The following is a 17,629-nucleotide window of genomic DNA, read 5'->3' on the forward strand; positions in this document are numbered from 1 at the left end:
GCTGCTTGCCCCCCAGCAGACGCTTGAATGTCTGGTTGAGGATGGGCGCGAAAGACCGGAGATGGCCGGTTGCACCCGCTGAGTTATGGCGTCACAAAGCTGCCGCTAGCGCAGGCCGAATGTTTTCGACCGTCGGCTTACGGCGAAGGGAGTGATCGCGTACAGTCGGCCAGGAAGCGACGGTCACCCAGTCTGTTCAGATGACCGGAACCCAAGCCTTCTCGGACGTTCGTGCAGGCGGGGCGCTTGCTGCGCACCAAGCCATCCTGTGATCAGATCCGAGGCCGGCTATCTCGCGTTTCGGTCGGACTGGAAGTGCCGCTCCAGGGAATCAGCTCACATTAAAGTGCACGCGAATGTCCTGCTGGGTTTCGATCGGGTGTCCGTCCTGTATCGCCGGAAAAAAACGCCAGCTTCGCAGGGTCTCAACAAGAATCTGGTTCAGACGCGGGTACTGGGTGGGCTTGATGAGTTCGACCGATACGGACCCGTCGGTGTGAATGACGAAACGGGCGATCGCAACGGCCTGGTAAGCCAGCTCGCGCAAATCATCTGGGATCGAGGGCAGCGGCTGCGTGATGGCATGCGCCGGCGAGCTGCCTGGCGTCGATTCTGCGGACGCCCGCTCAGTGGTTGTCGCGCTACGGTCGGGCGACGACGGGCGCGGTCCAGCCGTCGCAGTTTGAGCGGGCGAACGGGTCTCGGGCTCCGCGGCCGGCGTGGGCTCCGGCGCGCGTGTCATCGGCTGAGACTTCGGAGCAGGCATTGGCGTGCGAGCCGGCAGCGACTGACTGCGCGCAGGTTTGACTGACGGTTGTTTCGGGGGCGAGGCCCTGTTCGGCTCAGCGGCCATCTGTGTTGAGCGTGTTATCGCCGTAGGCAGTGTCGGAGCGAGATCCGGTATTTCAACAACCCTCATTTCCAACGGCTGCTCCGGCTTGCGTTCGGGGCCGGGTCTTGTATGCAGGCTGCGTCCCACCACAACAAGAAAGATTCCCCATGCCAGTGCGCCCAGCGCCGCGGCAATCGTGACCCTCACTTTCCGGTTGTCGCCCGCCTTGATGAGGAACTGCCCAGTTCTATTCACGATGAACCGCAACAAGAAAATGCTCAACTCCCGCGCGACGGGCCGCCAGCATCGCCTGCACGACCACGCCATGTCCCGCGGCATCGTCGGCGGCGATGATGACGTCGTGGTCCGGGCGCAGGGCACGCCTTATCGCCGGTTCTACCTGATCGAGACGAACGGCCTGGTGGTTGACGAAAATCCCGTTGCTCCGGTCGATGCTCACAGTCGGCGGTCCATCCGCAGACATTTGCTGCGCATGACCCGACGGCAGATTCACCTTCACGGCGTCCAGTCGTTGCATGGCGAGCGATGCCAGCATGAAAGTCGCCAGCAGAAAAAACATGACGTCGATCATCGGGATGATTTCAATGCGACCACGCTTCGCGGCGCGAGAGCGACGAAACTTCACGGCGTGGCACCCTGTCCTTCCGAATCAAGGCGGATCTCGCTGATACGCTCGTTCGCAAACGACTCGAGTTCATCCATCAATCGTTCAAGGCGCCGGGAGAAGTAGTTGAAAGCGAACAGCGAGAACAACGCGACAACCAGGCCAACGGCGGTTGCCACCAGCGACTGGGCGACGCCGCCCGTGACGCCGCCCGGATTGACGACGCCGTTTCCGCCGAATAGCTGGAATGAATGCATCATGCCCACGATCGTGCCCAGCAACCCAAGAAGCGGTGCTGCGGTCACAATTGTCTCCAGTACCCAGAAACCCTTGCTCATGTCCCGCTCGATCGTCGCTGCGATCGCTTCAGTCTTCGCCTCGCGATACCACAGGGGGGCAGTTGGCCTGTCTGTGAGCGGAGCGCTCAGGCGCCTGAAAACATGTCGCGCCGGCAGCGAATCCAATCCCTCGGTGAGCGAGCGGGAGGATATGCCGTCGGCACCCGAGGCCCGCCCATCTGTGTTGGGCGGGCGGGCAAAGCGCAGAAAAACATATGAGCGGTCGATCACAATCGTGATCGCCAGGATGGCAAGCACGCTTAGCGGATAGATCACCCATCCGCCTAGCTGCACAGCACCCAGAAAAGTCGTCCAGTCCGTCATTGCTGTATCCATTGGTCACGCATCAAAACTTCTTGGTAATACCCGCATATACAGCGATGTGCGGTCCGTACTGGGGTGCGCCCACGCCGATGCCTGAGCCGTCGCGCAGTTCATACACGCGGTTGAGTGCATTGATCACCAGCAGACGGGCATCGAACTTGCCGATCAGCGCGTTATTGAAATTGAAGTGCTGGATGACGCCGAGATTAACCTGCGTGTACCAGGGCAGGCGATCGGTATTTGCGAATCCGCTGCGAAGGCCACTTCCGACAATGCCATCAAAAGTGAAAGTGGTTTGACCAAGGTCATAGGTGCCGCCGAATGACGCGGACACACGTTGGTCGTGGTCCAGATACACCCAGTGGCTGCTGATGAAAGCGAGTTCGTCGGCGCCGAAATTGAACTGCGCCGAGTTAATGTTTTTACCCTGCGCACGACTGAACGCGACGTTCATGTAGGCGGAGACGTTGTCCTGCTTGTAGTTCGCGGTGAACTCCACGCCGTAGACGCGGCCGTACTGGTAATTGAATGGCGTAAAGATCAGCGCGGTGCCGAACTGACCTTCATCGAGCAGGTTGGTCGACTTTTTGTAGTAAGCGTCGAGACCGATGGTGAGAGCCGAAGTCAGCCGCTGCGTCACGCCCAGGTCGAAGTAGTGACTGCGCTCGGGTTGCACCGGATCGTTCTGTCCCGTCACCTGGGCCGTGGTGCCCGCAAAACGGGCAATGTCGGAGTTCGACACCAGTTCGAAGGCCGGCGGGGTGAAGTAGCGTGCGTAGCCCGCATGAACAGTGGTCGATGGCGTCAGCGTGTACACCATGCCAATGCGCGGACTCAGCTGACTGGCACTGACGTACTCGTCCATCTTGTCGTAGCGCAGGCCATAGTTGATCGTCAGCTTGCTGGTGACCTTCCATTCATCCTGCACGTAGGCGCTGTATAGATAGCCGGTTTTGGTGTTCGAGTCAGGAATGCTGATCGGCTGATCGGAGGACTGGTTGCCGCTTTCGTCGGCCGGAAAGACGGTGAGACTGTTGTCAAAGACCGCGTGTTCCTGCTGGGCGAAGACGCCTGCCCGAATCGTGTGCTTTTCGTTCAGCCGGTATGTGGTGTCCAGCTGTACCCCATTCGCAGTGTCGCTATGGAAGTCGCTCGACGCGACGCCGTTAAACAGCAAATCGCCGATCGGGTCAGGGTTGAACTGCGTGCGCGAATACCGGGTCACGAAAGCCAGCTGATAGTCCAGCGCCCCGCCGTTTGTGCCCTGCAGAGCTATCGCAGCAAACTGATTCAGTTCCGATTGTGTCTCATTGAGCTGGCTCGAATCAAAACTATTGACGCCATTGAGCGTGAACGTAGGAGTCAACCCGGGTGTGTTGGGGATCTGGAACTGATTGCTGGTTACGCCGAACATCAGGCTTACGCGTGTAAGCGGGTTAAGGATGTACGACATGTAACCAAACGCGTTCCCTTGGCGCGTGTGATCGTGTAGTGGGCTGGCGCTCGAGGTCGGGTTTTCGATCCCCAGATTGTTCTCGCCGACCGATCCGCTGAAGTAATAGCTGAATGGCCCCTGGCTGCCAAAGACGTCGCCGGTCGTCCGGATCGTCTGATGGCTGCCGCCGAACACATCGATCGAGCCACCGCTGCCGTCATCGCCCGTTTTGGTGCGGATGTCGACGATACCCGCGGTCCGGTACCCATACTGCGCAGGCAGGGCTCCGGTCAGAAAATTCATCTGGTCGATGATTCGCGTGTCCAGCGATTGCCCAAAACCGCTGATCGGCTCAGGGATGACGATGCCGTTGATGCGGTACTGCAGGTTTGCGTGATCGCCCCGTACGTGCAACTGACCGAACGAGTCACTCGCCACACCGGGCGCCTGCAACAGGACCTGGTTAAGAGGGGTGTTCTGGCCGGCCGGTAGGTTGTTGATGTCACCCTGGCTGAAGCGATAGACGCTGCTGCCAGTTTCGGGCAGCAGATCGTTGCGCGCCCGGTTCAGACGCTGGGCGTTGACCTGCACATCAAGCGCGTCACTTTTTGCCAGTGCGATCGACACCGGGCTTTCCTGCCCCGGCGTGGTTGTAGCGAGGCTGCTGCCACTGGCAAAACCGGCGGCGGTGACGACAATCGCATACGTACCCGGGTTGACGTGGTCGAGTATGAAATGACCGTTGGCATCGGTTTGCGCTGCCCCTACGGCTTTGCCGCTGGCATCCTGAATGGTGGCGGTCGCCTTGCTGACGGGCTTGCCTGAGCTGTCAGCGATTGCACCGGTGATCGAGCTGTCGTCCGCCGCGTATGCGCGAGCCGCAAACGCGAACAGCAGTAGCGCAGCCTGCGCGAGGTGATGGCGATTTCTCATCTTGTCAGTTATTTGTTAGGTATGCAAATCATGAGTCAGACCACCTGCTGCACGAATTCGTACGAGGGCGATTTCACGCTGGCGCAAAGCCGCAGCTGCGTGCGATTGCCGTTGCAGCAATGCACGGAGGCGCCGTCCGGGACGCAGCTTGTGAAACAGCCGTAATGTTATATCATTACATTACGGAATAAAACCAGCGGTTACTTTTTTCTTTCCGAAAGGGGTTCGGCGCTGGCGCTGGGTACAGGCCCCTGCAAGGCGCGGCAGACGGTCGATGACGACCTTCCCGGTCACCCAGTGGTCATGAGTGTCAAGAAGGTGACACCGATAATCGCCGTGCCGATGACCGCTTAAATATCGAGCACCGGACGTTCACTCGATTGCAGCGGATGGCTGCACAGGGTCGGGAGTGTGAGTTCGCGATGCAGGAAACTGCCATTCGGTTGCTTGATGCCATCACGGTCAGCAATCCGCCACATTGCTGACGTAGAACTCAGCACGCCCCAATGTCGGCATTGGCCGATGAAGGAGCGTTCGTCTTTGACAATCGGATGGCCGGTTACGGGGCAGAGCCGGCGCCTGAACGTCCGACCGAAGACGCATGTGAACGGCGGTTTGTGGCCGCACCCGGAAATTCGCAATCGGTCGACCGTGCCGCTTCGAAGCGCCTTCCTCGAACTTCCGTAACCGGTAGAGAGTCGAGATGTGGCGCGGTAGCAGTAGGTTCGGTTTGTCAGTTGCCGCCTCTTTCGTCCGACGGTGCCCGAATAACCTCGCCCTAACCCCGTTTCCACATCCCGCTCATCGAACCCAGCGTGCAGATCTCCCGCACTAAATGTGATCGAACTCATTTGATGCGATATGTGGTGCTGGCTCAAATGTGGTCTTGCGGAGACGGGACGAGGTTCATCAGCGGTGTATGCCTATTGAAGGCCACATAAATTAGCGCCGGCGTAGCGTCGGAGATCCGAAGGTTAACTCGGAGATCCGATCATGTTCGGTACGTTGTTTCATTACCCTCGCGTACTGGCTCGTCATCGCAATGGTCCGTCGGCCGATGATCGAGAACGCTTTCTGGCCCACTGCGCACAGGGTGGTGCAGCCCATTCAACGCTGTTGGGCCTTGCACCTGAACTCCTGGCTATTTCGCGGCGTATCGCCCTCGACAACGGGCGATTGATTCCGTCTGCGGAAATCGGGATGGCAGCCGATCGCTGGGTTCGTCACCAGCGACGACACCAGCGAATCCTGACGGGAAGGTTCTCGCGGGAACGGTTTATTCAGACCGCTACGGTCTGGCTTCGCTTCCTGGGACGACTGCAGGAGCAGCAACCTGAAACGCCGCCATTCGCCGATCTGGTTCAACGGTTCGACAGCTACTTGCGCGAGGAGCGCGGCCTGTCGTCACACACGATCCACAATCGATGCTGGCACGTTCAGGCGTTTTTGTCCTGGCTCAGCGAGCAAGGGAGTTGCATTGGCGAGATGCGACTCGAACAGGTCGATGCCTTTTTTGCACTGAGACGATTGCAGGGCTGGTCCCGGGTATCGATGGCCAGCCTTGCCGGCGCGCTGCGAAGTTTCCTCCGCTACGCGGGCGAGCAAACCTGGTGCTCGAAGAGACTCGCCGCCGGCATCGAAGGACCGCGTCTGTTCAGCCACGAAACGCTTCCTGCCGGTCCGAAGTGGGAAGACGTGCAGCGACTCATTCGCAGCACCGATACGGACAGTCCCCATGATATTCGCGACCGCGCCATTCTGTTACTCCTGGCGGTCTACGGGCTGAGAAGGGGTGAAGTCATTGGCCTGACTCTGGACGACGTGGACTGGGAACATGACCTCCTTCACATCAGCCGTCCAAAGCAGCGGAGCAAACAGGACTACCCGCTTACGGCCGAGGTAGGTGAAGCAATTCTTCGGTATCTCGAACAGGTGCGGCCTCACATTGCTTTGCGCTCACTGTTTCTCACTATAAGGGCCCCGTTCCGCCCACTCGCGTCCACGAGTCTGCACTACCTGGTTAGCCGACGATTGCGGGTTCAGAATATCAGTTGCCGTCGTGGCGGGCCACATTCACTTCGACACGCGTGCGCGACCCGCCTGGTGGCTGAGGGATTCTCACTCAAGGAAATCGGCGACCATCTGGGCCATTGCAGCGCCTATGCAACGCGCACCTATGCCAAGGTCGATCTGGCTGGCCTGAGGCAGGTTGCAGACTTTGCCCTGGGAGACCTGCTATGAAACTGCCTGAAGCGGTCGCCGCGTACGTGGCCTACAAACTGTCACTGGGGATGCGCTTTGCCACTGAGGCACGTACCTTGAAGTCCTTTTATCGAACGCTCGGCGACATCGACATGCGCGACGTCGACGCCGACCGTGTCCATGCGTTTCTTGACGGCAATGGTCCCATTACGGCTTTCTGGCATCGTAAGCTCAGCGCGCTGCGCGGCTTCTACCGCTTTGCCATTGCTCGCGGCTACACCACCAGTTCACCATTGCCCTTAACGGTACCAGAGGAACCCCGAACCTTCGTGCCGTACATCTATTCGCGAGACGAGATGAAGCGTCTACTGGCGGCGACGGCGGATCGTGAGCGCTGCAATCTGTCGTCGCTAACCTGCAGGACGCTCCTGCTGCTCCTCTATGGCACCGGGCTTCGCATCGGCGAGGCTGTCGGTCTGAATCTGGCTGATGTGGATCTGGGCTCTGGGATCCTTTGCATCCGTGAAACCAAGTTCTACAGGACACGGCTGGTACCGACCGGACCGGATCTGACATCGGTGCTGGCCAAGTACGCCGTCGAACGCAACAAATGGCCGCCGCTCAACCCCGACGCTGCGTTCCTGTTGACGAAACGCGGACAGCGCCTGTCCAGAGCCGGCGCCGAGTATGCCTTCAAACAATTGCGTGAACGCGCACGGGTACATCGTGACGATGGTGCGCGGTATCAGCCACGACTTCATGACCTTCGGCACACCTATACGGTCACCCGGTTGGTCTCCTGGTATCGCGAAGGCGCCGATGTACAACGCCTGCTGCCCCAGCTGGCAACCTATCTTGGTCACGTGCATATTGGCGCCACCCAGCATTACCTGACCATGACGCCAGAGCTGCTGCGGCAGGCGAGCTTACGTTTCGAGCGCTACGCCCGGGGAGGCGACGATCATGCGTGACACAACCCTTCTTGGACCTTGGGTCCGGCGCTTCCTGCTCGAGCACCTGATCAGCGAGCGGAACCTCGCGCGCAACACCCAGCAGAGCTACCGCGACACGCTGTGCCAACTGATCCCTTTCGTTTCCGCTCGAGTCCATAAACCGGTCGACCGGCTGGCAATGACGGATGTGTCGGCCGAGATCGTCCGGGACTTCCTCTCAGATGTCGAAGTCTGTCGCGGATGCAGCGTCGCGACGCGGAATCAGCGCCTGGCTGCTATCCATGCTTTGGCTCGATTCGTTGGCGAGCACAGCCCGGAACATATCCAATGGTGCACCCAGCTGCGCTGCATCCCCTACAAGAAGACTACAAGAGCGGTGGTGCCCTATCTCGACAAACCTGAAATGGATGCGTTGCTCGCCTGTCCAGATCGACGTACAGCTCAAGGTCGCCGTGACTACGCCCTGTTGCTGTTTCTCTACAATGCGGGTGCGCGGGCGGACGAGGCGGCCCACCTGACCATCGGCAACGTCGATGCGATCTCCAGCTGCGTGAGCGTTCTCGGCAAGGGACGCAAACGGCGCCAGTGTCCGCTATGGCCCGACACCGTGCAAGAGTTGTGCAACCTCGCTGGCCAACGTCCACCGCAGGAACGGGTATTCCTCAATCGCTGTGGGCAACCCCTGACGCGTTTCGGTATTCACGCGGTCGTAGAGCGTTACGCTGTCAAGGCGCGAGCCAATATGCCCTCGCTCGCATCCAAGCGCGTCAGCCCGCACAGCATTAGACATTCAACTGCGACCCACCTGCTTCGATCCGGCGTCGATATCAATACCGTACGGGCGTGGCTTGGTCATGTCTCCATCGATACGACCAACGTCTACGCCGAAATCGATCTGGAGACGAAGGCCAATGCCCTGGCGCGGCTTACTATCCCCAGCGATCGAAACGCGAATAGGCGGTGGGCCAAAGATCCCGCGCTGATGGCGTTTCTCCGGTCCTTGTAGGAGGCTTTTTTATGTGGCGTTCAGCCGCCCGGATCCTGTGAGGATCCGGGCTCGGGCGCCTCGAGACCACATTTGAGCCAGCACCACATATCGCACTGGGCTCTCGGACAAGACATCACGCCTTCACACACGCCAGGCTACGCCCCCACGTGCGCTCAGACGTACGAGACCGAAGTGCCCGTAGAGGTTCGGGGATGGATAAGTCCCGCCCCTGCGCCGTCTGAGCTTGTACTTGTTGCGTAACGTCGGATGCCACGCACTCGCATAATCAAAACGCATTGAGCAGCGGCAAAAAAAGAACGAGCGCCAGAAAGACAGTGGGCTTGATTCGAAAGAAAATATTGCACCAACGACTTTTCGCGTGGATACCCACAGCGCACATCATCCTCATGCGGCCAACGTATACTGGTTGCAGTCTTCGAATCAGGCTGCCGCGTGGCTGGTCGGGCAAACAACGGCAGCGGCCACGGGATACGTGGGACTGTGGAATAGTCCTGAGACACCGGGCAAGGTGGCAAAGTTAGCGCCTTGAGACGAACGGCTGACGGGTGACGCTGGCTCCAGGGTGCATCGAGACGATGCTCGCGAGTTGGGTCCGAAGACTCCCGGTAGGATGGGGGCTGAGCGGCCCCCGGTAAACAGTGCCATGATGTGAGCGAGTTTTCGGCGGACTTTTCGATGAGAAAAGGAGCCGTGCGATGAAACGCAAACGCTTCAGTGTCGAGCAGATTGTGGCGGTGTTGAAACAGAAGCCGATCAAGTAGCGTGCAGGCACTCGACCTCAGAGCGCACGCCTTGGACGCGCATCGAACGACCGTGATGGCCTACGTCGCGTGCCCTACTGCAGTCGAACGTGTACCCCTGACGCGCAGGCATAATCCCCCATGGATTCGATCAACTCCCGCCGGCTCTCAAAGCCGAAGCAGTATCCCGAGACTATCCCGGAAGCTGTCCGCGGAAACAGGCACACGACGTAGTGCGCGGGATCGGGAACACAATCGTCGATACCATTGCCTCCCTGCGGCACGCTGACCTGCCACAAGCCATCAACAGGTACGTGTGCTGAAGAGGACATCTGTCCGTCCGCAGGGACATCCTTGTATTCAATTAGCTCGACAAGCATCGCCACCTCCAACGGAGATATTCCTGTGAACCGCGCGCGCAGATAACTGACTCGCGATTTATCCGGCGCGCGAGGTTGCTGGAGCACTGTCGCTCACCGGTGCGGAACGGGGCGACGCAGTGCCGGCCGTACGTCGGTCATAGTGATTGTCGTCGTCCCTTCACGTAGTTTTCTGAGTGCCGCGCTGTCAATCACGCGCTGCAGTGCTGCATCGGCGTCCGCTATCGAGGATCCCCGCAGGCCGCCCACCAGGTACTCCATTGTGTGGCGGGAAATGCCGAAAACCCCAGCGGCGAGTAAACGGATTCTGGTCCTCACATACGACGCGAGGACATGCTCATCCGGGACGTCAAAGTGGATCTGCTGCTCGAACCGGCCGCCTCGGATCGAGGCTTCGTCAAGCGCATCCGGATGATTGGTCGCGGCGATGTACAGGATATCGCTGACGCGCCCATCCGCGCCGTCGATCGTGGAGAGAATCCTGTTCGTGACGGGGGCCACACCAGACCCACGTCGGTCGCGCAGGACGTCGTCCGCTTCGTCGATGAAGAGGATCGTCGGTCGCAAATCCTTTGCATCCTTTATCAACCGATCCCACGACGACGGGTTCGCCAGCAGCTCGGCGCCCGTGGTCTTCAGGAACGCGCAGTCACTTGCGGCAGCGAGTGACATGGCGGCCTGAGTCTTCCCGGTGCCGGGTATCCCATAGAACAGTACGCCGCATGGCAGGCGCGCGCCCAGCTTCTCCAGTTCGAATACGTGCTTCAGCCTGAAGGAGAGGTCACGCAGTTCGTCCCGGGAAGCCTCGGGCATGATGATGTCGTCGATACGCTTCACGTGTTCGGGAAGGCGCCCTTTGCTTCCCTGCAATCTGCGCATTGCCTGCATGGCGAGGTCGAAGGTCACATCATTGCGGCCGAAGAGCCACTCTCCCCGCATGTCGGCGAGCTCTGGACCAATGGATGCGATCCGCGCGGCGCTAAAACCCTCCCAACGTTCAGCGAGCGCGTCGAGCACTGCGGGTGGCAATCCGGCGCGATCCACAATCGTCACAACCGACCGGTTAAGGATGGCTTTGCGCGCATCAAGGTCCGGCGGCGGCACGGTGATCTTGAAATCGAAGCGCCCTTCACGCCTTGCCGCAGTATCAAGCCACTCTATCTGGTTGCAGGCGGCTACGACCACGATACGGGTGCCTCGCAAACGCACCAGCTCGGTCAGCATCACGTTGGTCAGATCACGGTCCATGTGATGGCTGCTGTCACCTCGGGGTTTCAAAAATGCATCAATCTCGTCAATGAAGCACACTGCCTCACCAAGCGTAGCGGCTCTGGCGAACGCCGCCTTGATCTTGGCCGGCGTCTCGTTAATCCATTTGGACGCGACATCCTGATAGCTCAGCGAAAAGAAGCGGACGTTCAGCTCCCCTGCCAGAGCCTGCGCAAACATGGTTTTTCCGTTACCGGGCTCGCCAGACAGCAGAATTCCGTTGCGTTGAGCGCCTCCATTCTCGACGATTTCCCGCCCTGCGCGCAGCAGCCTCGCCTTCGTATCCGCCATCCCGACGATATCGCTGAAGCGCAGTGCCGGCACCGAAATCAGGTCGTCGAACTCGTAGACGGGTTCTGTTTGAGGGTGCGCATTTGTTTCCGAGCCGGTCGCGCTGGACCGCGGAGGAGAAATCTGAACTTTATTGCGATCAGGACGTACGATCTCGGCGAAGATAGTCAGCGCCAACCCAGCGAGGGCTGCGATCGAAAGGCCGTCTAATGGGAACAGCGCGCGACACACGGCCACTCCAATCATTGCGATCGCGATCCACCGCGTCACCGCGTATCTACGCAGCAGAAGACAGAGCAGAGAAGTGACCAACAGCGTATTGCCGAGCATCCACAAACGTTGGGATCGGATCAATGGTGCGTCTGTATGCAAGCTTGCAAGAAGCGCATGCGCCCAGCCGTATAGCATCAGCGCGAGAGCGAACACGGATATAACTTTGATTGAATGGTGCAGAAGACGTTTCATATCGGAGTCTCTGAAGTCAGGTTCGGGGGGCGGAGCGGCTTAACGCAACCACGGCTGCAACAGGTCTTCGATTCCGTCGTATACGTTCTGATGGGCGATTGGAATCCACTCGTCCCGGATGATGAACATGAGCATCAACACCTCAAACGCGAACGCTGAAATGCCTAGCTTCAAAAGCTCCATGAAAGCGCACACGGCCCCTCCGAGAACGTGCTCAGCAGCCAACTGCAATTCATCGATTGCCCACACAGACGCGAACCACGGGACCACCAAAAAAGCGAACGGAACAACGTTGGTCAAGAAAATTGTCGCTTTGATGAACCAGCGGATCGCTTGCGGACTATTCGTACAGGCGAGGTCATCAAGAACTTGCGTTAGGGGCGTATGGATCCGTTGCATGGTGTGCTCCAGTTGAGTGAGGAAGGTGGTCCGCGAAAAGCGAAGCGAACACACGAACCCAGTTTCACGGCGAGCACGGCAGATGCAAATCGATCGCAGATGATGAGGGTTAGCCCAATGCAATTGCCAAGGCTTGCAGCGGGCCATTCAGATCAGTTTCGATCCGAAGGCCAGTTGGGCGATGGCGAACCGAGAGAGATCGGGATATCCGTGTCAAGGCGAGCCAACCTCTGCCTGAATGGGCTCGATCAGGTATCGGTGCCGGCGGGGGAGAGCAAACGAAGGGGACGCCATCATCCCAGTGATACAGAATGCAACCAGGATATGGGAACAACGGCACACCCACGTCGCTTGACGACGCGGGTGCGAACGAGACGAGCTACTTGATTTTGCGACGACACCACTGAACTACTGCGGTTAGCGGAGACAGGTATTCCCTGAGCAAATCCTGACATTCCTGCCAGAAAATTCGCCAGATTTTACGGGGTGTTCCCATAGACCCTCCGTGGAGATAGGTAACTGCATCATTTGCGGTCACAAGTTGCAAACAGAACAAGGCGAACGTTACGACGGTCGAATATTGAGGCAACGCACGTCTACGCCTCTCCAGTCATCAAATCGCTTGCTAACCCCGCCCCAAAAAACAACGCCATGTGCAGACAATCACAAGTAGAAACAGCCGGTCATCAAATCGGCTTAGACACTTCATAAAAACTCCCTTTCAGTTGGACGTGATGTGCGCAGCGGAACAATCATGTGCATCCCGACGGCAAATCAAGTGTCAAACGGAAACGGACGAACGCAAATCTGTTGGCTGTATATGTGACCGGCCATTAGCCACAGGAAGCGATGGTCGACCGTCCAGACGGCTTCCATGCAGCGTGCCGGAAAGCGAGCCAATCGATAAATCGTTTCCGCTCTCCGCGACGAATCCGTATGGCCAGTCAAAGCTGATTGCTGAGCAGGTGCTGCGTGATCTTGAGGTTTCGGATCCGACGTGGCGAATCGCGACGTTGCGTTACTTCAATCCGGTGGGCGCACATGAAAGCGGGTTGATTGGAGAAGATCCCGCTGGCGTGCCCAATAACCTGATGCCGTATGTCGCGCAGGTTGCAGGCTTGCAGTTGGCAAGCTTGAAAAACTGCGCATGTTCGGCGGTGATTACGACACGTCCGATTGCACGGGTATGCACGACTACATTCACGCGGTCGATCTCGCGCGTGGGCATCTTGCGGCACTGGACGCGCTCGTTAATCACGATGCGAGCTTTGTTGTGAATCTCGGTACGGGCCAGGGATACAGCGTGCTCGATGTAGTGCGTTCGTTTGAGAAGGCGTTGGGGAAGCCTGCGCCGTATGAGATCGTCGCGCGCCGGTCTGGTGACATTGCGCAGCGTTTTGCGGATCCGGCGGCAGCGGACAAACTACCGGGATGGCGCGCGCAGTTCGACATCGAACAGATGTGTGCCGACCACTGGCGGTGGCAGTCGATGAATCTTCGCGGATTTGCGTGACGGATCGGCGCGCCCGCGTCTTGATCTGTTCGCCTGATCCAATCCCGGCGGGCGCACTCGCCCGCCGGTTCCTGCAGCGCAAGGGACTGGAAAACGAAACTGGGGGCAGCAGACTCCGGTATTCATTCGTGATTCGCAAGGGACATGCGAGCCAGGCGGTCGCGCCGACGCTCGAGACGGGCAGTTCTTGAAAACAGGCGCGAGGGACTCAATCCGGACTGAGCAGGGAATGAGCGTGTTCAGTTTTCGACTTTTACGGCTCCGATCCTGGAATGGGTGACTCGGCGTGCTGCTGGGCCGCGTCACCGTCCGAGGTTTTCGTCGAGAGCGTCAGATGCGCCGCTGCCAGTCGTCGCAACGCATCTTCCGAAGCGCTCCCGATACGGTGACGGGCTTCCTCCCCTTCCCAGATCTCACCTGCCAGAGGTGTTCCGCTTATGCCGGTCACGTGACACGTGGCGAACATCGGTACCACTCGCAACGTAGACGACAAACTCAGCGATGTTGGTAGCATGGTCGCCGATACGCTCGATGGCCTTCGCTATGAACAGGTAGTCAAGTCCAATCGAGATTGTTCGAGGGTCTTCCGTCATGTACGTTATAAGCTTACGCACGAAAGCTCGAAACTCATTGTCGATGGCTTCGTCATCTCTGACAATTTCTGCTGCTGCAACCGTATCCATCCGCGCGAACGCATCCAGTGCTCTGCGCAGAATGTGTGAGGCCATTTCGCCGGACGCCTTGATTTCGGTGATGTCGACAGTCCACGCCGCGCTATCCACGGCAAGACGGCGTGTTCGCTTTGCAATTTTCCGGGCCTCGTCTCCCGCACGCTCGAGGTTGGTGATGCACTTGGAGGCGCCCATCAGGAGACGCAGGTCACGAGCAGTCGGCTGTCGACGGGCAATAACATTGCTCACTTCCTCGTCGATTTCTATTTCCATCGCATTGAGCCGGCGTTCGTCCTCGATAACCTGTTCGACAAGTGCCAGATCGAAGGTGTTCAGTGCCTCCATCGCGCGAGCAATCTGAGACTCCACCAGTCCGCCCATTTCGAGCAGCCTCGTTGAAAGCAGCTTGAGGTCCGAATCAAACCCGCTGGAAAGATGCATGTCCGACATTTTCGTTCCTTGGCGGAAGTGGCCAGTGACGTATTCCTCAACAGGTCGATGCGATTTCTGACGGCACCCACTGCATCATTGCCCACAGCGTTCCCGTACAAATCGCTGAACCCAGTGAAGCAGGCGGCGTCGACTGGAAGCATCGACAATGGATGCCTGTTCCATTGCGCGTGCCGCCACTCAGTCTGCGCCACTTCCGCGAAGGTGCAACGGTTGTGTGGTCTTGTCAGACCATCGGTCCGCGCAAGCAACCGCCGGCGCGCCTGTCCCACGCGATGGATAGCAGCGTTGCCTACTTCGTCGGCCGTCCCGTTTTGACCGTTTCGACGGCCGAGACTGCAGCAAGAAGTCGTTTGGGTGCAGCGGATTCCAGCATCAGCAGCCCTGCACGCAATAGCTCGCTCTTCTTCACGGCAACGCCTGCGTCCAGGCACTTCTGTTTCAGTGCTGCGATTTTCTCGTAGTCAGACGTCGGCATCGTGAAGCTGTCACGCACAACCTTTTCCTTCTTCGCGCGCTTCGGCTTCGTTTCCGCAGGCGGACTTACCGCTACCTCGGGGGCTACCGCGCGCTTGCGCTTTGCAACCGTTTCCGATGCCGGTTTCACACCTTTAGCTTCCGTCTCAAGTGAATTTTTCTCACTTGCCTGCTTGTCGTCGGCTTTCGCATGACCGTTTGCATGCTTGGGGAAGTGAAAGGCCTTCTTCGTCGGTTTCCTGATACCCGGTTCGCTCACGATCATCTCCTGATTGACAAACGATATAAACAGTATATATCGTTTCTGAACACTTGCTGGACTGCATTGGCGATGCCACCCTCCGGGTACGGTCATTAAGTTATCCACAGAATCTGTTCGCATGGCTGTGGACAATTTCACGAGCAAGCGGTGCAAGTGACTGAAACGACTGGATTTGTGCGATGCATGCCGGATGTGTGCAATGAGTTGTTCACCACTGTCGCGCACCGGGCTGTGAAGTAAGCACCCCTTGGTCAGGAAAACGACAGAATCTGTGCTGACAAAAGCGAAGACAACTGACTCGCCTCGACGATAGGTCGATTCAATTTGCATGCACATTCGCAACATCGTTTAATCGATTTCCCGCACGGCGCCCATCCCCCTCTCTTCAAACACCAGGAGTGCATCATGGCCCAGCTCAATGCCGAGGATGTCGTCAACGCTATCGCCGCTGACACCAACACCCCTGCAGAGACCGTATCGAAAATGTACGCGGAGACATGGGCCGAATATAGCGACGGCGCGCGAATCCTGGACTACCTGACCGTCCTCGTTGCCAAACGTGTTCGGGAAAACCTGCGCAGCGCTCAGCAAAACATGCACTAGACGACAGCGACACGGTTCGTTGAAAAACAGCAGGAGACCGCTGTCCGGATCAGTCGCCGGGGACCTGCCGGGATACCGGCATTCCCCGGGTTTGCCCGTCGTTGACGCAGACAGATCGGTTCGCTACTTTCGGTGTAGTCCTACCTACGTACCCAGAGAGCAGTGATTGATGGCCGACAGCTATGAAGCGACCAGAGAAATTGAAATCGAATTGAATGGCTCGCGCTATCGCGGCCGCTATCGCGTCATGAGCGGTTCTGTCATCGTTTATTACGAAAATGAAATCAAGTTTGCAGAATACGGAGTGACGGAGCCGGCTGTGGTCGCAAAGTGGTTGTTGACGGACCTGACGCGCCGCATCGAAATGAAGAAGCGAAAATCTGCCGATAGCTAACCGACGCCACCGACTGCGCTGCGCGGCACGTTAGCAACTACCATTGAGCGCGCAAAATCTCCTGCGCCTTGCCCATGTGATAGCCCTTCTGGTCTTGCAGATAGCCAATGGCTTCCTCAACAAGGCAGGGCTCGCCTAGCTGAAACATGTACTCCCGCAGTAACGCTTCGCTCGTGACAAGGTCGTTCAGCCTCCCAAGTTCGTCCTGGACTGATGTCAGGCGCTCGATCACCGCCCAGTGTCCGCCACCCAGCACGGGCGAAAAGAACTCAAGCAGATATCGCAGCTTCTTCCCCGCGATTCGCACTTCGTGAAGCGCGGCATAGTCCGAGCCGCTCTGCGACGCTGCCCGCCTCACCCGTTTTTTCAGGGCCTTCTCAGCCACGCTCACCCGGTCCTCGGCAAATTCGACGAGAACGAGCCCCCTGGCGCGCGACTCGAGCTGGGTCCGTGCACCGGTGCACGCCTGCTCCAGTACCCGCTCGACACCGGCGTTTCCAATCGTGCGGCGACTGAACGACAGCGCTTCGGTGCGACGTTCGTCGACAAGCTCGATGAGCGGTTTAATGGAATGTTTCGTCGACGGGTCGGCATCAAGCAAGTCCCTCAGGACATCCCAGTCGCGCGTCTTGCCGGCGGCGTTTGCCAGGGACTTGAATTCGCCACAGCGGAACCTGGCATCCTTCCTGTCCAGTAGCGGCCCGTAGGCCCACCATAGCGAACGCAACCGGCGGAATGCAACGCGGAGCTTGTGCAGAACTTCGGGGTCTGCTTTCGATTCCAGTTTGCGAACTCGTCGCACCGCGTCCTCTGCGGTCGACGTCGCCAGCAGCAAAAAAGCGTCAGCAACAGTACTCTCGCACATCGGCAGGACGGCGTCGCCACTCTGGGAGTGCGCATCCGGGTTGGGTATTTCGGCCCCTGCGGCGAGCAGAAAATGAGAACTCATTTCAGGGAGCTCCTTGTGACCGCAAGATGGGCAATGAGGGGGTGAGGTTGTTAAGTGCTCGCAGACAAGGCGAATTCGCGCGCGGGTTGGGCGTAGTGCTCGCCCACTCGATTGA

At 58.6% G+C, this 17,629-nt stretch carries 15 protein-coding genes and 1 pseudogene; 6 read left to right on the forward strand and 10 right to left on the reverse strand.

Going from position 1 to position 17,629, the window contains the following annotated elements; translation table 11 throughout:
• Positions 1 to 331: 331 nt before the first annotated feature.
• From P3T16_RS30960 to P3T16_RS30975, 4 genes are all read right to left on the reverse strand, one after another.
• Positions 332 to 1,114, reverse strand: coding sequence for an energy transducer TonB (locus P3T16_RS30960; protein ID WP_429345139.1), 783 nt, complete (start codon positions 1,112 to 1,114; stop codon positions 332 to 334).
• Positions 1,080 to 1,388 carry an ExbD/TolR family protein gene (locus P3T16_RS30965; RefSeq protein ID WP_429345140.1) on the reverse strand — a complete coding sequence of 103 codons (309 nt, stop codon included), beginning with the start codon at positions 1,386 to 1,388 and terminating at the stop codon, positions 1,080 to 1,082. The genes P3T16_RS30960 and P3T16_RS30965 overlap by 35 nt, the downstream gene beginning before the upstream one ends.
• A gap of 86 nt (positions 1,389 to 1,474) precedes the next feature.
• Positions 1,475 to 2,119: a MotA/TolQ/ExbB proton channel family protein gene (locus tag P3T16_RS30970; RefSeq protein WP_429345141.1), complete on the reverse strand. Its 645-nt coding sequence runs from the start codon at positions 2,117 to 2,119 to the stop codon at positions 1,475 to 1,477.
• Positions 2,120 to 2,141: 22 nt separating this feature from the next.
• The gene (locus P3T16_RS30975) at positions 2,142 to 4,487 is read right to left on the reverse strand and encodes a TonB-dependent receptor (protein WP_429345142.1); all 2,346 of its coding nucleotides are present in this window, start codon (positions 4,485 to 4,487) and stop codon (positions 2,142 to 2,144) included.
• Positions 4,488 to 5,480: 993 nt separating this feature from the next.
• Between P3T16_RS30975 and P3T16_RS30980 the strand changes: the two genes are divergently transcribed.
• Genes P3T16_RS30980 through P3T16_RS30990 form a run of 3 tightly spaced genes read left to right on the forward strand, consistent with a single transcriptional unit; the run spans position 5,481 to position 8,648 of the window.
• The gene (locus P3T16_RS30980) at positions 5,481 to 6,728 is read left to right on the forward strand and encodes a tyrosine-type recombinase/integrase (RefSeq protein ID WP_429345143.1); all 1,248 of its coding nucleotides are present in this window, start codon (positions 5,481 to 5,483) and stop codon (positions 6,726 to 6,728) included.
• Entirely contained in the window at positions 6,725 to 7,660 is a 936-nt protein-coding gene (locus P3T16_RS30985; RefSeq protein ID WP_429345144.1) for a tyrosine-type recombinase/integrase, read from the forward strand. The genes P3T16_RS30980 and P3T16_RS30985 overlap by 4 nt, the downstream gene beginning before the upstream one ends.
• Positions 7,653 to 8,648, forward strand: a complete 996-nt coding sequence (locus P3T16_RS30990; protein WP_429345145.1) for a tyrosine-type recombinase/integrase — start codon at positions 7,653 to 7,655, stop codon at positions 8,646 to 8,648. The genes P3T16_RS30985 and P3T16_RS30990 overlap by 8 nt, the downstream gene beginning before the upstream one ends.
• 1,216 nt (positions 8,649 to 9,864) lie before the next feature.
• On the opposite strand, the gene P3T16_RS30995 is transcribed toward P3T16_RS30990, so the two are convergent.
• Both P3T16_RS30995 and P3T16_RS31000 read right to left on the reverse strand, forming a co-directional pair.
• The gene (locus P3T16_RS30995; protein ID WP_429345146.1) at positions 9,865 to 11,796 is read right to left on the reverse strand and encodes an AAA family ATPase; all 1,932 of its coding nucleotides are present in this window, start codon (positions 11,794 to 11,796) and stop codon (positions 9,865 to 9,867) included.
• A 39-nt stretch (positions 11,797 to 11,835) separates the two neighbouring features.
• On the reverse strand, positions 11,836 to 12,195 hold the full coding sequence (locus P3T16_RS31000) for a hypothetical protein (protein ID WP_429345147.1): 360 nt from the start codon (positions 12,193 to 12,195) through the stop codon (positions 11,836 to 11,838).
• An 881-nt stretch (positions 12,196 to 13,076) separates the two neighbouring features.
• Here P3T16_RS31000 and P3T16_RS31005 point away from each other — a divergent pair.
• Positions 13,077 to 13,708: pseudogene (locus tag P3T16_RS31005) on the forward strand (GDP-mannose 4,6-dehydratase); the annotation flags it as partial.
• Positions 13,709 to 14,121: 413 nt separating this feature from the next.
• On the opposite strand, the gene phoU reads toward P3T16_RS31005, so the two are convergent.
• The 3 genes from phoU to P3T16_RS31020 are packed head-to-tail and all read right to left on the reverse strand — an operon-like array spanning position 14,122 to position 15,565.
• Positions 14,122 to 14,829 carry a phosphate signaling complex protein PhoU gene (gene phoU, locus P3T16_RS31010; protein WP_429260457.1) on the reverse strand — a complete coding sequence of 236 codons (708 nt, stop codon included), beginning with the start codon at positions 14,827 to 14,829 and terminating at the stop codon, positions 14,122 to 14,124.
• The gene (locus P3T16_RS31015; RefSeq protein ID WP_429345148.1) at positions 14,712 to 15,101 is read right to left on the reverse strand and encodes a diguanylate cyclase domain-containing protein; all 390 of its coding nucleotides are present in this window, start codon (positions 15,099 to 15,101) and stop codon (positions 14,712 to 14,714) included. Before P3T16_RS31015 ends, phoU begins: the two co-directional genes overlap by 118 nt.
• Before the next feature lie 20 nt (positions 15,102 to 15,121).
• Complete coding sequence (locus P3T16_RS31020; protein ID WP_429260480.1) at positions 15,122 to 15,565, reverse strand: hypothetical protein; 444 nt, start codon at positions 15,563 to 15,565, stop codon at positions 15,122 to 15,124.
• A gap of 408 nt (positions 15,566 to 15,973) precedes the next feature.
• On the opposite strand from P3T16_RS31020, the gene P3T16_RS31025 reads away from it, so the two are divergent.
• Both P3T16_RS31025 and P3T16_RS31030 read left to right on the forward strand, forming a co-directional pair.
• A complete protein-coding gene (locus tag P3T16_RS31025; RefSeq protein ID WP_429260459.1) occupies positions 15,974 to 16,171 on the forward strand; it encodes a DUF3562 domain-containing protein in 198 nt (65 codons plus the stop codon).
• Between the two features lie 169 nt (positions 16,172 to 16,340).
• Positions 16,341 to 16,565, forward strand: coding sequence for a hypothetical protein (locus P3T16_RS31030; RefSeq protein WP_429345149.1), 225 nt, complete (start codon positions 16,341 to 16,343; stop codon positions 16,563 to 16,565).
• A 37-nt stretch (positions 16,566 to 16,602) separates the two neighbouring features.
• On the opposite strand, the gene P3T16_RS31035 is transcribed toward P3T16_RS31030, so the two are convergent.
• Positions 16,603 to 17,514, reverse strand: coding sequence for a CHAD domain-containing protein (locus tag P3T16_RS31035; RefSeq protein WP_429345150.1), 912 nt, complete (start codon positions 17,512 to 17,514; stop codon positions 16,603 to 16,605).
• Positions 17,515 to 17,629: the final 115 nt, after the last annotated feature.

The sequence above is a fragment of the Paraburkholderia sp. GAS42 genome (assembly GCF_050436565.1).
Lineage (GTDB): Bacteria > Pseudomonadota > Gammaproteobacteria > Burkholderiales > Burkholderiaceae > Paraburkholderia.